Here is a 13,055-nt window from a genome sequence, read left to right on the forward strand (position 1 = left end):
TTAAGAAATAATAGTAAGACATCGAACTTCTTCGGAAAGAAATAGATAAATTACCATGAGCGTATTGCCCATGATAATTTATCGTAACAACTCTAAAGGTAGAGTGCAATAATGGAAGTTTTCCAATTTACGATAGTTGTTTTTCTGTAGAACGAGAAAATAGTATTTCGAGCAAAATTGCCATTACAGATCCAAGAACGAGACCGTTACTTAAAAATGATGCTAGAAATGGTGGGAGCGTAGAAAATGCTCCAGCTGGAACGAACATAACTCCGACTCCTGTAAAGATGGAAAGACCCGCTACTTTAAATAATCGTTCTTTATCTTGTACTGTGTCGTATTCACGGAAAGCTAGACCAATCATACTTGCAAATACAGGATAGATAGCAGCATATCCGACTGCAACAGGGATTGCTGCAAAGAATGAAGTAATCTTTGGGAATATACTAACAGCAATAATAAAGCTTGATCCTAACATAAATGGGAGTCGCTTATAAATATTAGTCGTTGCAATAAACCCTGCTGATCCAGAAATGGCGACAGGTCCAATAGCTGAGAATAGACCACCTAGTAATTGATTGATTCCTGTTATAATGCCGGCTTGTTTGAAACGATCTGGTGCGGCACCTTCTTCATACTTAGAGACAATCTTTTGCACAACGCGAATACTTGCTAACATATTTGTTAGAAGTAATAGTGTAACGAAAACTACCGTAATTGCCATGTTCCATTCAATGCGAGGCATTCCGAAAACAAATAGGGATGGAAAACGGATTACATCTGTCACAGGCGTTACTGGATTAGATAATCCGAAGCATGCAAATAATATCCAGCCGCAGACAATACTGAAAAGAACGGAATATTGTCCAATAATAGGTAGCTTCATAATGAAAAAGGATAGTAAAATAACAATGAGTGAAAGAATAAATACGTCAGCTTGTACTTCTGTATGTTGTCCGTCAAGGCCAAACATTCCCTTTAAGAAGGAACCACTAAGTTGTGCGACAAGAAGAAATAAATATGTTCCAATGACTGTCGGTGTAAAATAGCGAACTAGCTTATCGATGAGTCCGAAAACACTAAGAATAATACAAATGATACCACTTAATAGGAAGGCGTATTGAAGGACTTTAAGCGTTTCATTGCTTGATCCAAATAATACGACACCTAAACTTGCATAAAGGGAGAAAATCCCCCACCAAAGGCCTGCAGGACCTTCTTGAATAGGAAGTTTATGTCCAAAAATAGCTTGCAGTAGACCAGCAAAGCCAAGAACAAATAATGTTCTTTGTACGAATGCAATAGCTTCAGCTCCATCGAGGCCATAACTAGTTGCGACGCTAATTGGTACAATAAGGCTCCCAGCTAAAATAAATAGCGCCCATTGTAAGGCGGAAAGAAATGTTTTCATTATATCAACCTCTTTCATAGATTCCGTATCTAGTATATATGTATTTCATTTCCACTGGCAAAGATTGTAGATAGAGAAAAGAGTTGAAACACGATATGAATGCACGTAAGCAATTATGGATAGCAGTTATATGCATGACTTTTGTTGTAATTCTAGGAACATTAGGATTTATGACAATTGAAGAGATTAGTTTGTTTCAAGCATTTTGGATGACGATGATTACCGTATTAACTGTTGGATATGGAGATGCCGTTCCTGTAACACATGCAGGAAAAGTTTTTGCGCTTCTTATTATACCGGTTGGCGTCGGTATCGTTACGTATGCAATTGGTGTAGTGGCAGCTATGATTATTGAAGGGAATTTATTTCATGCAGTACGGAGGAAGAAGATGGATAAACAAATAGCACAGTTACAAAATCATATTATCGTATGTGGTTGCGGTAGAGTGGGGCATCAAGTTGTACATGAATTGCAAGAAAAGAAAATTCCATTTGTCGTCGTGGATAAAGATGAAAGTATATTGGAGAAGGAAAAACTTTTGTATGTACATGGGGATGCAACGGAAGACCAAGTGTTACATCATGCTGGAATTTCAAAGGCAGCCGGTCTAGTTGCCATTGTAGCCAATGACGCCGAAAATGTATTTATTACATTAACGGCAAGAGGAATAAACGATGCAATTAAAATTGTGGCAAGAGCGGAAAAACCTGAAACCGAAGACAAATTACGGCGTGCTGGGGCAAATAAGGTGATTAATCCATCTAGCATGGCAGGAATTCATATTGCAAAAGGTATTGCGAATCCGCTAACAGTTCATTATATTGATACAGTATTGTATGGCGTGGATCAGTCATTTGTAATTGAAGAAATTGCAGTCGGAAAAGGCTCTATGTTAGCTAGTAAATCGTTACTAGAGAGTGATGTGAGAAATCAATTTGATGTAACAATTTTAGCGATTTTGAGAAATGGGAATGTTATACATAATCCGACGGGGCAGGAAAAATTGCAAGAACATGATATGATAATAGTATTTGGTTCAGTAGAGAAGCTGGGGCAATTTGAGAAAGAACTACAAAGTACGAGGTGATAAGGAATGCAAATATCGAGCGATAAGATTTTAAATAAAATGGCGAATGAAATTGCAAAGGCAAAAAGTAGTGAAGGGCAAAAATCAAAAGATCATTTATTAGTTGTGCGTGCTTTATGTGATTTACTATTAGATGAACAGGCTGAATCTCCTACGTATAGAGAGCCGCAAATTCAATCGCAAGTAATTGGAACGCAGCCTATAACGACAGTTCAACCGGTTATGCCAGTTTCTGGAGAACCTGTGTATATAAAAGAAGAAGGTGCAAATGGTAATTCATTATTTGATTTTTAATGATTAAATCGTTTGGCTTATATGAAAAAATTGCTTATGATAAAGGTAAAAAAGGGGAATTAAGATGAAAATTTTCTTTTTACTAGGTTGTATTGCAGCGGGATTATCTGTTGCGTTAGGGGCTTTTGGAGCACACGGTTTAGAAAATAAAGTTTCTGCAAAAATGTTAGAAGTTTGGAAAACTGGTGTTACATATCAAATGTTTCATGCAGGTGGACTATTCGTAGTTGCTTTATTAATGGATAAGATTCAATCATCACTTTTAACTACTGCTGGCTGGCTTATGGTAGCTGGGATTATTATGTTTTCAGGTAGTTTGTATGCATTAAGTACGACAGGTATTAAGTTCTTTGGCCCAATTACACCTCTTGGTGGTGTAGCGTTTATCGTGGCATGGATCTTAGTCGGAACTGCAGTTGTAAAAGGGTTATAAAAAACAAAAGCTGGCATACGCCAGCTTTTTTTTATGGTCTTGGAGCATAAGTTGCTTGTTGACTAGGTAAATACATAATTTCTTCTGGGAATTCTACATAATCTAAGTAAATCATTAGTAGTAAATAACGTTTTCCTGATTGTGGCTCACTAATTACGATATGATCACGACCAGCTGCTTCGATAATACCTGTATACGATTGTGTACCGAGTGAGCTACCACGCTCATAAGTCATTACAACTGTGGCTTGCTTGCCCTTGTTCAAACGAAGAATATTTTCAATATACGACTGTTCTAATGGTAACATGCCTTGAGAAACAGCATATTGAGCTTGCGCAGCTTGTTGTTGCATCGCTTGCTGTTGTTGCTGTTGCTGTGGGGTCATTTGTTGCGGTTGTACGTAAGTTCCAGATGGTTGATAGAAACCTGTTCCGTAATACGGGTTTTGTTGCTGTGCCATTCAAAAATCCCTCCTCATTATCAATCCTTAATATACGCCAGGACAATCCTCGCCAGATGGCTGGAAGAAGCAGTGCTTTTTGAAGCGACCAGAGTTTTGTTGATTATACCAAGTTGGTGGACAAGGGCCTTCAGGTCTAAAAAACCACAAGGAAAAGTTAGCAGGCCAAAAACGTTGTCCTTGAATCGTTCGCCTTGCTAATGCGATATCTTGTTCTCTTGCACGCTGATAAAAATACCCTTTTTGCGTTGCCTCAAAACCGCCAGGATTTTGATAAACCATTTGACGTAAATTACGTATTTTTTTAAAATCTAAACAATTTCCGCGGACACGATTTACACCTACGTTTCCGACCATTAACATTCCTTGTTGCCCTTCTCCTTCGGCTTCAGCACGCATCAGTCTAGCTAATAACTTTACATCTTCTTCGTTATAAGCAATAACACCCATTATGTGTCACCTCTCTTTTTGGAATACCTTTTGGAAAGAGGTTATTTCTAGATGAAGTGTGGAACAATTACTAGTTCATACGTATGAGGAAAAGGACTCAGATATGACAACCAAACGAAGTTTTACATTGAGAGAGGAAAATAAAAAAAGCTAGCATGAGCTAGCTTTTCATCATTAAAATACTTTAGACCATAAGTTTGAGAAGAAATCACCGATAGAGCGCATTGTTAATACGAACCAATTTGCTTTTTCAACATCTTCTGTCGTTTTTGCAGTAACTTTCATACTTTTACTACCGTCTAAGAAACCATATTTATCAGTTGATTCTAAAGTAATTGAGCCTACTTTGGCATCTTTCTTAATAGGAGCAACTAAATGGCCATCTTCAGCAAGTGATTTACTTGCTTCCGTCCCAATTTTGTAAGTGGGTTTGCTCCCTTTTTTCGTAATCACCGTTATTTCTTTCTCGGGTGCAACTGTTACTTGATCTTCTTTCCCCTGTACTACAGGGATTGTATTGTTTTTATCAATTTTTAATTTTTGTTTTTCAAAGTTATTAAATCCATATTCAATTAATGCACGAGATTCAGTGAAACGCTCGTCCATTGATTTTGTTTTAATAATAACTGAAATAAGGCGTAATTCACCACGTTTTGCTGTAATAGTGAATCCGTATCCAGCAGTATCAGAACTACCAGTTTTTAAACCGTCTGTTCCTTCATAAGAGAAAGCGGCACCTGGTAACATCCAGTTCCAGTTTTCCATACGAATTGGTTTCGGATGATTATCTGGGAAGTTTCTAAATCTTTGTTTTGTATCCTCTAGCATTTCTGGATACTTTGTAATCATTGCTTTTGAAAGCATACCCATATCGCGAGCTGACATGGAATTTTCTCCATTCGGATCAGTTCCTTCAGGATGTTTTCCCTTTAAGTCAGCGTTGTTTAACCCAGTAGCGTTTACAAATTTATATTTCTTTAACCCTAGTTTTTTTGCATGTTCATTTGCAAGATTTAAGAAGTTTTTCTCACTTCCTGCAAGAAGTTCTGCTAAGGCAATACTAGATCCGTTTGCAGAGAAGATAACGATAGAATGATATAATTCTCTTACAGTATATTGACGTCCCTTTTCGAATGGAACGTTAGAGAATTCATTATTACGTGAAACTTCATAAGCGTAATCAGAAATGTTTACCTTTGTATCCCAAGTGATTTTACCCTCTTTAATTGCTTCTAATACGGCATAAACAATAATTAATTTTGACATACTAGCGATAGCTAGTAATTCATCTGGATTTTGTTCATGCAGTATTTTTCCTGTATCTGCATCAAATAGAAGTGCAGCTGCTGCCTCAATATGTATTTTTTCTTCCGCATGGGATGTTGTTACTCCTAAGGAAGAAATTGACAATAAAAGTGCTAGTAAAATAGACAAGATTTTCTTCATATAGATTATCACCTTCGCATCGTTATTAGCATGTAGCTTGTCCCATTTTAGCATAAATTTGGATATGAAAAGGTTACAATTTCACACGAAATTTGAAAAGAATTTGTCGATTTTTGTTCAAAATTGCAGGGAAAAGGAGGTTTTTGGGGATAAATATAGAGAAGAATAAAAAAAGGAACGAATTTCGTTCCTTTTCACCATTTATATGTGTAAAAATTTCTCTACTTTTTCATCTGGTAAAATGTTTCCAACGAAGAATGTTCCAAATTCACCATAACGAGCACTTACTTCATCGAAGCGCATTTCATATATAAGTTTTTTAAATTGAAGAACATCGTCAGCAAATAATGTTACGCCCCATTCGAAATCGTCGAATCCAACAGATCCTGAAATGACTTGACGTACCTTACCTGCGTATTGACGACCAATTTTGCTATGACTGTACATCATTTTTTTACGCTCTTCCATAGGAAGCATGTACCAGTTGTCATCACCTTGGCGACGCTTGTCCATTGGGTAGAAGCAAATGTGATTTGCTTTTGGTAGTTCTGGATATAAGCGAGCTAAGATTTGTGGATTTTGGTATGGATCTTCATCAGCTGGAAGGTAGTTGCTTAGTTCAACAACAGATACGTAAGAGTATGCAGGAACCATATATTCAGCTAATGTTGTTTTATTCAATTCTGTCTCAATTTCATTTAACTCTTCCATTGTTGGACGTAAAATCATAAGCATAATATCAGCTTTTTGGCCAACAACTGTATACATTGCATGACTGCCTTTTTTTGCAGCAGCTACTTCGTTCCATTTTTCAACGACATTTAAAAATTCAGACACTGCCTGTCCGCGTTCGTCGCTAGATAATGTTTTCCATGCAGCCCAATCAATAGAACGTAAATCATGTAAACAATACCAGCCATCTAACGTTGTTGTTGCTTCACTCATTCTATTCACCTCAGTTAATGATAGTTTTACACGTTAACTATAGCATATATAGTTTTAAAATCATCTATATAAAACCTTGGCGCATAAAATTGTCACATTTAAATTTATGTGAAAATAGGAGAAGATAAGGATTAAAGGGGCTTTATTTCTAGGCTGAATTTTATGAAAATATAATCATTTTCATTTTATCTATTTTTTGGGAGCTATAAGTTTAAAATATAGAGGAAAAGCAGTATTCTTAAAGATAGAGTTTTTTTAACATATGTAGGAGGGTTTATTCGTGAGCAACTTATTTACAACAGTAAAAGAAAAAGTTCAAGGAAAAGGCATTTCTATCGTACTTCCTGAAGGAACTGATGAAAGAATTTTAGGCGCTGCAGAGCGTTTAGCAAAAGAAGAGTTAGTAAAACCAATCTTAGTTGGTAATAAAGAAGAAATTAGCGCAAAAGCTGCTAGCTTGAATTTAACATTAGCAGGCGTTGATATTTATGACCCAGCTACATACGAAGAAATGGATGCGATGGTAGCATCTTTCGTTGAACGCCGTAAAGGTAAAGCAACTGAAGAAGACGCTCGCAAAATCCTTAAAGACGAAAACTACTTCGGTACAATGCTTGTATACATGGGCAAAGCACACGGTTTAGTAAGTGGTGCAGCTCACTCTACAGCTGATACAGTTCGTCCAGCACTTCAAATCATTAAAACAAAACCAGGCGTTACAAAAACTTCGGGCGTATTCATTATGGTACGTGAAGAAGAGAAATATGTATTCGCTGATTGCGCAATTAACATTGCACCAAACAGCCAAGACTTAGCTGAAATTGGTATCGAGAGTGCGAAAACTGCTGAACTATTCGGTATTGATCCACGCGTTGCTATGTTAAGCTTCTCTACAAAAGGTTCTGCGAAATCTCCAGAAACAGAAAAAGTTGTAGAAGCAACTCGCATTGCAAAAGAAATGGCTCCAGAACTAACTTTAGATGGAGAATTCCAATTCGATGCTGCATTCGTACCATCTGTAGCTGAGAAAAAAGCTCCAGGTTCTACAATTCAAGGTGATGCTAACGTATTCGTATTCCCAAGCTTAGAAGCTGGTAATATTGGCTACAAAATCGCTCAACGTTTAGGTAACTTCGAAGCAGTAGGACCAATCTTACAAGGTTTAAACATGCCTGTAAATGACCTATCTCGTGGATGTAACGAAGAAGAAGTGTACAAGTTAGCTTTAATTACAGCAGCTCAAGCACTTTAATTCTATAATGAATTGAAATAAAGACCGTCGCTATAATAGCGACGGTCTTTATTTTTCTAAGCCAAGTGCTTTATTGTTACGATCAATGATACGTTGTAAATTCGTCTCATATAAAGGAATTTCATCTACTGTTAATGGAGATGGTGTTAACTTTGGAGCGAATTGCTGCAGTGTTTTTAAAAGGCGCATCATTAAATCTTGTACTGTAATGGTTTCGCCAAGTAGTTCTGAAAGTGAAGCCATCGTACTCGGTACAATTTCAGGGTACGTAAAGCGTGTTTCTTCTCCTTGAATGGCTAGGTTGTAGAAATCACGAACGAGTGCGGCACGCTCAGAGCCACTTCCTGTAGCACAGAGATAAATTTGGACAGCGACACCACCGCGAATACGGCGCTGTGAAATACCAGCGAATTTTTGATCGCGAATACTCAAGTCATAGCTACCAGGACAGTAAGAGCCAACAATTTCTTTTGCCTCGATTGTAACGTCGTAATCTTTTAACATTTCCTGAATTAAATGCCACATTGTATCGTATCCAAGATCAATATCGATACCTTTTTCTGTTTCTTGGAATAAAAGTGATACGTTTAACACACCTTCATCAAGCGCAACTGCAAGTCCACCAGAATTACGAACGATAACATTGAAATTGTTTTCTTTTAAAAAGGAAATACCTTCTTCCAAGTGTGGTAGGCGTGAATCTTGAATGCCAAGGACAATTGTATTGTGATGAACCCAAGAGCGCATTGTTGCAGCTGATTCGCCCTTTCCGATACTTGTGCATAATGTGTCGTCCATTGCAAATGACTGCAATGCATGGAATGTTGGTCCCAAGCTAGACTGATCTACAATACGCCACTCTGGCTGAGATAAAATGGAACGGGAATTGCTCATATAACTAACCCCTTATCTTTAAAATGACAATCTCTATTATAGCAAAAAATAATGAAAGTAGTTTTTAAGAGGGAATCTTACTGAATTGTAAGGTTATCGTAAGGAAAGTGAATTGGTTAAACGAGCTGCGACAGTTAAACTAAGAGATGCAATGATGATTTTAGGAGGAATACAGATGAAAAAAGTTAAATTAGGACTCGTAGCGATTATGTCGGCTGCCGTATTTAGTGGCTGTTCTATTATGGATATGATTGCACCACAAGCAAAGGGCGTTGTTATGTACGGAGATGAAACAGGCGTTCAAAAAACAATGGATCAATATAAAGATAAAATTGAATCTCAAAATAAATTTGAAGCAAAACTAGGTACTGTTAATGAGAAAAAGGTTTTAATTATGAATAAAACAACAGCTGAAAAGATGGTAAAAGAAAACATGCTGAAAAAAGTAGTGAAAGAAGATGTAGAACCAATTAAAGCATTGCCGGCTATTTCTGATGAAGCTGGAATTGTATTTGCTAAAGAGGAACAAAAAGATGTAGTAATTGATGGAAAGAAAATGAAGTATGAAGGTAATGTAGTAATTGGTGATGCGCGTAAATATACAGATATGTATGCGGTTGTTAGTGATACGGAATATGCAAAAATAAGTGAACCGGTAAAAACGATTGGATTAGCAGCTTTTAAAGAGAATCCAAAGGAAAAGATTTTCCCAGATATAAAGAGAGGTTCTAACGTAGAAGAAGCACATATGGTGGAAGTGAAATAATAAAAAGGATGCATGTAATGCATCCTTTTTATTCTGCAATTTTTTCTAAGTTACCATTTCGATCCATTCGGAAAGATGTTTGAGAACGTTCTTCGTCATCCATGACTGCTAACTTACGAGCTCGGTTCATGATGTTCATAAGTGTTTCGTAATCTTCTTGTACAGTATGAGATTGTTGTTCTAATTTTTCTAGTTTCTTTTCTAGTTCTTCATTTCGAAGGATTTGTGCTCTAATTTCTTGTTTCAATCTCGTATTCTCGTTTTCAAGAGCTGTCACTTTTATATTTGAAGAGCCGACTGTTTGTAAAAAATAAATAACATCTTGCATTGTCATAGAGCCTTTCGCAGCAGGAACAGTAGATTCCTGATAGGGAATAGCTTCTTTATATTGTACAATTGATTCCTCTTGTACTAGTTCTTCATAATCAGTTATCGAATCTGAAGCTGGTGGTGTATAAAGTAAACGTTTTTTCGCTTGTTCACCGCTTGCAGCACGCATTTTATCTTTACGATGTTTTTTTGCTAGTTGAAGAGCTTGTTCATAGCTATAGCGAACAACAGCATTCCAACGGAAACCACAGGCAGCAGATGTACGATTTAATTGATCTCCTACTTCTTCAAATGCATTTAATTGAGTGCTTCCTTCTCGAACGTGACGAAGTACAGTTTCAGCAAGTAATAAATCGTCCTCATCCGTCCAAGCATCTTGTCTTACTTTCATAGATTCAACTCCCTTTCTTTTTATGAACTTCCTATTTTTATAATGGGCAAAAAAATGAGCTTTTATACAAAGCTTTTAAAAATATGGTAGATTTCGATGAAAGGTGAAAATTTTGCGATGAATGATGAGAGCTTCTGTAGGAGAGCATATAAATATATAGCATTATATGAAGAAAGAGCGTCGTAAGGAAACTTGCAACGAGCTTCAAAGAGCGGTAAAATACCATTTAGTGTTTATTTTTAAATGTACTTGAGAAAAGTTTAAAATAGAGGAAGTGTTGTATAATGGGAAACGAATTTCGTGTGTGTGATGATTGTCAGGCAACGAACGTTAAAACGTTGATTCCGAAGTTAAAAAAAGTAGATTCATGTGCAACGATTGAAGTTGGATGTCAGTCTTACTGTGGCCCTGGTCGTAAAAAATCATTCGCATTTGTAAATAATCGTCCAGTTGCGGCTCCAACAGAAGATGAATTAATTACAAAGATTGAAGTAAAGTTAAATAAATAAGAAAAAGAAGAGTGAACAGATTACTCTTCTTTTTTTATGCCCATAAGAGGAAAGAATTATTCTTTGGAAGCTTAATTGTTGAGGGATAATGGTAAGTGATACATAGGCATTACCTGTTCATTAAGGTTTCAATTTAGATAAATTTGTATTTCAAAATAATAGTTGACAGTCTTTGGAAGCGATAGGTAGAATAGAAGGTGTCTGATTCTGAGAATCATTATCAGGGAAGGTCAATTCACCTAATTTTTTTATTACTATTTGAGAATAAATTTCATTTTATTAAATATATGTTGTTGGTTAGGATGGTTGAGGGATGGAAGCGAGCGCAAGGAGTATAGGACAACAAGAAGAGAATGTTAAAGAGATTAAGAGTAGGCCGCTCATTGCTTCTATTATTTTAGTAGCAGGTACAGTCTTGTTAGCTTTAAGCATGGCATTGTCTATTTCGTTTGGTGCTGCAGATATTAGTTTAAAGACTGTATGGCAAGCTGTGTTTCAGTTTGACGGTTCTATTACGCATCATAACGTAATTCAAGAACTTCGCATGCCTAGGGCAATAGGGGGCGTAGTAGCAGGTGCCTTTTTAGCGGTATCGGGAGCAATTATGCAAGGTATGACGCGAAATCCACTTGCTTCTCCATCGTTAATGGGAATTACAGATGGGGCTGTATTTGGGATTGCAATTATGTATGCATTTTTTCCTAATTCACCTTATTTAATGTTTGTCATCGCATCTTTTATTGGAGCTGCGTTTGGGGCGAGCATTGTATATGGAATTGGATCTTCTTCACCAGGTGGATTAACACCTGTGAAATTAGCTTTAGCAGGTGCAGCAATTAGTGCTTTATTAGGGGCCATCTCATCTGGAATTGCGCTGTATTTCAATCTTGCTCAAGAGGTGAGCATGTGGAATGCTGGCGGAGTTGCTGGAGTGAAGTGGGAAAGTATTAATATGTTAGTGCCGATTGGGCTTGTGTGTCTTTTTATTGCAATTATGATGTCAAGGTATATTACAATTTTGAGCTTTGGTGAAGAAATTGCGATTGGACTTGGTCAAAATACGACACTAATTAAATTTATCGGAACAGTACTTGTTCTTGTGTTAACAGGTTCTGCAGTTTCTATGGCAGGATCGGTTGGATTCGTTGGACTTGTCATTCCACATATGACTCGTTTCCTTGTAGGCTCAGACTATAGATGGGTTATTCCATGTTCTGCAGTCTTAGGCGGGCTGTTAATTGAATGTGCAGATATGTTATCTCGCGTTATTAACCCACCGTTTGAAACGCCAATTGGAGCAATTACAGCACTAATTGGGGTTCCATTCTTCCTCTACTTAGCACGTAACGAAGGGAGAGGAAAAATGTGAGGACAAGTGTCTTAACAAAAAAGAACGTTTCTATTTTAACAATTTTGGTAGGATTAATCGTCACTGTATTTTTAGTAAGTTTAAATACAGGAACATTTAAAATACCACCAATGGATGTATTAAAATCATTGGTTGGACTTGGGGCTGAAGATCAGTCTGTTATTTTATTTGAATTCCGTATGCCACGTATGGTTATTGCTATATTAGTTGGATCCGCTTTGGCGATGTCAGGTGCGATTTTGCAAGGATTATCGCGAAACCCACTTGCTGATCCAGGTATTATCGGTATTAACGCTGGAGCGGGATTAACAGTTGTTATATTCGTCTACTTTTTCTTCGGGAAAGTTGGGACTGGTACATTTTTATCTGTATTTATCCTTCCATTCTTCGCGTTAGTTGGTGCGATATTAGCAGCGGTTATTATTTATTTACTAGCATGGAAAGACGGCGTTTCATCTACTCGATTGATACTTGTTGGTATCGCTGTTGCAGCTGGGTTTGGTGCTGTTAGTTTAATTTTTTCTATGAAGATGACATCTAACGATTTCCGTTTTGCGACGATTTGGTTAGCAGGAAGTCTGTGGGGTACAGATTGGAAGTTCGTGCTAAGTGTACTTCCATGGATGGTTATATTCTTGCCACTTGCTATTAGTAAGGCGCACATATTAAATGTAATGAACCTAGGCGACTCTACAGCTGTTGGCCTTGGCGTAAATGTAGAAAAAGAAAGACGTAAATTATTATTTATTGCAGTTTGTTTAGCGGGTGCATCTGTCGCTGTTGCTGGAGGAATTGGTTTTATCGGTTTAATGGCTCCACATTTAGCGAGGCGCCTTGTTGGTGGTAAACATCAAATTATGCTGCCTACTGCTGCACTAATAGGGACGTTTTTACTTTTATTCGCAGACGTAATTTCAAGAAGTGTGTTACCAACTTCAGAAATACCGGTCGGTCTTGTTATTTCTGTAATTGGTGCACCATATTTTATATACTTACTTATGAGGACAAAATAAAGGG

General features: G+C 37.1%; 15 protein-coding genes. 8 read left to right on the forward strand and 7 right to left on the reverse strand.

Features of this window, described 5'->3' with window-relative positions; translation table 11 throughout:
• Positions 1 to 127: 127 nt before the first annotated feature.
• Positions 128 to 1,411, reverse strand: coding sequence for a purine/pyrimidine permease (locus tag QCI44_RS00490; RefSeq protein ID WP_016085412.1), 1,284 nt, complete (start codon positions 1,409 to 1,411; stop codon positions 128 to 130).
• Positions 1,412 to 1,506: 95 nt separating this feature from the next.
• Between QCI44_RS00490 and QCI44_RS00495 the strand changes: the two genes are divergently transcribed.
• The 3 genes from QCI44_RS00495 to QCI44_RS00505 all read left to right on the forward strand — a co-directional run bounded on the left by QCI44_RS00495 (position 1,507) and on the right by QCI44_RS00505 (position 3,226).
• The gene (locus QCI44_RS00495) at positions 1,507 to 2,499 is read left to right on the forward strand and encodes a potassium channel family protein (RefSeq protein ID WP_016136122.1); all 993 of its coding nucleotides are present in this window, start codon (positions 1,507 to 1,509) and stop codon (positions 2,497 to 2,499) included.
• Positions 2,500 to 2,505: 6 nt separating this feature from the next.
• Positions 2,506 to 2,793 carry a YwdI family protein gene (locus tag QCI44_RS00500; protein ID WP_016085414.1) on the forward strand — a complete coding sequence of 96 codons (288 nt, stop codon included), beginning with the start codon at positions 2,506 to 2,508 and terminating at the stop codon, positions 2,791 to 2,793.
• A 64-nt stretch (positions 2,794 to 2,857) separates the two neighbouring features.
• Positions 2,858 to 3,226 (forward strand): DUF423 domain-containing protein, encoded by a 369-nt coding sequence (locus tag QCI44_RS00505; protein ID WP_000688322.1) that lies wholly within the window; start codon positions 2,858 to 2,860, stop codon positions 3,224 to 3,226.
• Positions 3,227 to 3,257: 31 nt separating this feature from the next.
• On the opposite strand, the gene gerQ is transcribed toward QCI44_RS00505, so the two are convergent.
• The 4 genes from gerQ to hemQ form a co-directional block, all read right to left on the reverse strand.
• Positions 3,258 to 3,686 carry a spore coat protein GerQ gene (gene gerQ / locus QCI44_RS00510; RefSeq protein ID WP_016085415.1) on the reverse strand — a complete coding sequence of 143 codons (429 nt, stop codon included), beginning with the start codon at positions 3,684 to 3,686 and terminating at the stop codon, positions 3,258 to 3,260.
• 27 nt (positions 3,687 to 3,713) lie between these two features.
• Entirely contained in the window at positions 3,714 to 4,136 is a 423-nt protein-coding gene (cwlJ, locus tag QCI44_RS00515) for a cell wall hydrolase CwlJ (protein ID WP_000538163.1), read from the reverse strand.
• 174 nt (positions 4,137 to 4,310) lie between these two features.
• The gene (locus QCI44_RS00520; RefSeq protein ID WP_016136120.1) at positions 4,311 to 5,582 is read right to left on the reverse strand and encodes a serine hydrolase; all 1,272 of its coding nucleotides are present in this window, start codon (positions 5,580 to 5,582) and stop codon (positions 4,311 to 4,313) included.
• A 201-nt stretch (positions 5,583 to 5,783) separates the two neighbouring features.
• On the reverse strand, positions 5,784 to 6,527 hold the full coding sequence (hemQ, locus tag QCI44_RS00525) for a hydrogen peroxide-dependent heme synthase (RefSeq protein WP_016085417.1): 744 nt from the start codon (positions 6,525 to 6,527) through the stop codon (positions 5,784 to 5,786).
• A gap of 280 nt (positions 6,528 to 6,807) precedes the next feature.
• Here hemQ and pta point away from each other — a divergent pair, with 280 nt between their 5' ends.
• Positions 6,808 to 7,779 (forward strand): phosphate acetyltransferase, encoded by a 972-nt coding sequence (pta, locus tag QCI44_RS00530; protein ID WP_016085418.1) that lies wholly within the window; start codon positions 6,808 to 6,810, stop codon positions 7,777 to 7,779.
• A 48-nt stretch (positions 7,780 to 7,827) separates the two neighbouring features.
• Here pta and lipL read toward each other — a convergent pair whose 3' ends face one another.
• Positions 7,828 to 8,673, reverse strand: a complete 846-nt coding sequence (gene lipL / locus QCI44_RS00535; protein ID WP_016136119.1) for an octanoyl-[GcvH]:protein N-octanoyltransferase — start codon at positions 8,671 to 8,673, stop codon at positions 7,828 to 7,830.
• A 175-nt stretch (positions 8,674 to 8,848) separates the two neighbouring features.
• Between lipL and QCI44_RS00540 the strand changes: the two genes are divergently transcribed.
• Positions 8,849 to 9,439, forward strand: a complete 591-nt coding sequence (locus QCI44_RS00540; RefSeq protein ID WP_033659979.1) for a lipoprotein BA_5634 family protein — start codon at positions 8,849 to 8,851, stop codon at positions 9,437 to 9,439.
• A gap of 28 nt (positions 9,440 to 9,467) precedes the next feature.
• Here the strand turns inward: QCI44_RS00540 and QCI44_RS00545 are convergent, their stop codons facing one another.
• On the reverse strand, positions 9,468 to 10,160 hold the full coding sequence (locus QCI44_RS00545; RefSeq protein ID WP_016085421.1) for an RsfA family transcriptional regulator: 693 nt from the start codon (positions 10,158 to 10,160) through the stop codon (positions 9,468 to 9,470).
• Positions 10,161 to 10,444: 284 nt separating this feature from the next.
• On the opposite strand from QCI44_RS00545, the gene QCI44_RS00550 reads away from it, so the two are divergent.
• From QCI44_RS00550 to QCI44_RS00560, 3 genes are all read left to right on the forward strand, one after another.
• Positions 10,445 to 10,669, forward strand: coding sequence for a YuzB family protein (locus QCI44_RS00550; protein ID WP_000526076.1), 225 nt, complete (start codon positions 10,445 to 10,447; stop codon positions 10,667 to 10,669).
• A 313-nt stretch (positions 10,670 to 10,982) separates the two neighbouring features.
• Positions 10,983 to 12,038: a FecCD family ABC transporter permease gene (locus QCI44_RS00555; protein ID WP_016085422.1), complete on the forward strand. Its 1,056-nt coding sequence runs from the start codon at positions 10,983 to 10,985 to the stop codon at positions 12,036 to 12,038.
• Complete coding sequence (locus QCI44_RS00560) at positions 12,035 to 13,051, forward strand: FecCD family ABC transporter permease (RefSeq protein WP_016085423.1); 1,017 nt, start codon at positions 12,035 to 12,037, stop codon at positions 13,049 to 13,051. The genes QCI44_RS00555 and QCI44_RS00560 overlap by 4 nt, the downstream gene beginning before the upstream one ends.
• Positions 13,052 to 13,055 lie beyond the last annotated feature (4 nt).

It is taken from the genome of Bacillus cereus group sp. RP37 (genome assembly GCF_040459695.1).
GTDB lineage: Bacteria > Bacillota > Bacilli > Bacillales > Bacillaceae_G > Bacillus_A.

Bases quoted from the DNA above. Each gene is read 5' to 3' on its own strand.
- QCI44_RS00490 (WP_016085412.1), bottom strand. From the start codon at position 1,411: ATGAAAACATTTCTTTCCGCCTTACAATGGGCGCTATTTATTTTAGCT.
- QCI44_RS00495 (WP_016136122.1), top strand. From the start codon at position 1,507: ATGAATGCACGTAAGCAATTATGGATAGCAGTTATATGCATGACTTTT.
- QCI44_RS00500 (WP_016085414.1), top strand. From the start codon at position 2,506: ATGCAAATATCGAGCGATAAGATTTTAAATAAAATGGCGAATGAAATT.
- QCI44_RS00505 (WP_000688322.1), top strand. From the start codon at position 2,858: ATGAAAATTTTCTTTTTACTAGGTTGTATTGCAGCGGGATTATCTGTT.
- gerQ (WP_016085415.1), bottom strand. From the start codon at position 3,686: ATGGCACAGCAACAAAACCCGTATTACGGAACAGGTTTCTATCAACCA.
- cwlJ (WP_000538163.1), bottom strand. From the start codon at position 4,136: ATGGGTGTTATTGCTTATAACGAAGAAGATGTAAAGTTATTAGCTAGA.
- QCI44_RS00520 (WP_016136120.1), bottom strand. From the start codon at position 5,582: ATGAAGAAAATCTTGTCTATTTTACTAGCACTTTTATTGTCAATTTCT.
- hemQ (WP_016085417.1), bottom strand. From the start codon at position 6,527: ATGAGTGAAGCAACAACAACGTTAGATGGCTGGTATTGTTTACATGAT.
- lipL (WP_016136119.1), bottom strand. From the start codon at position 8,673: ATGAGCAATTCCCGTTCCATTTTATCTCAGCCAGAGTGGCGTATTGTA.
- QCI44_RS00540 (WP_033659979.1), top strand. From the start codon at position 8,849: ATGAAAAAAGTTAAATTAGGACTCGTAGCGATTATGTCGGCTGCCGTA.
- QCI44_RS00545 (WP_016085421.1), bottom strand. From the start codon at position 10,160: ATGAAAGTAAGACAAGATGCTTGGACGGATGAGGACGATTTATTACTT.
- QCI44_RS00550 (WP_000526076.1), top strand. From the start codon at position 10,445: ATGGGAAACGAATTTCGTGTGTGTGATGATTGTCAGGCAACGAACGTT.
- QCI44_RS00555 (WP_016085422.1), top strand. From the start codon at position 10,983: ATGGAAGCGAGCGCAAGGAGTATAGGACAACAAGAAGAGAATGTTAAA.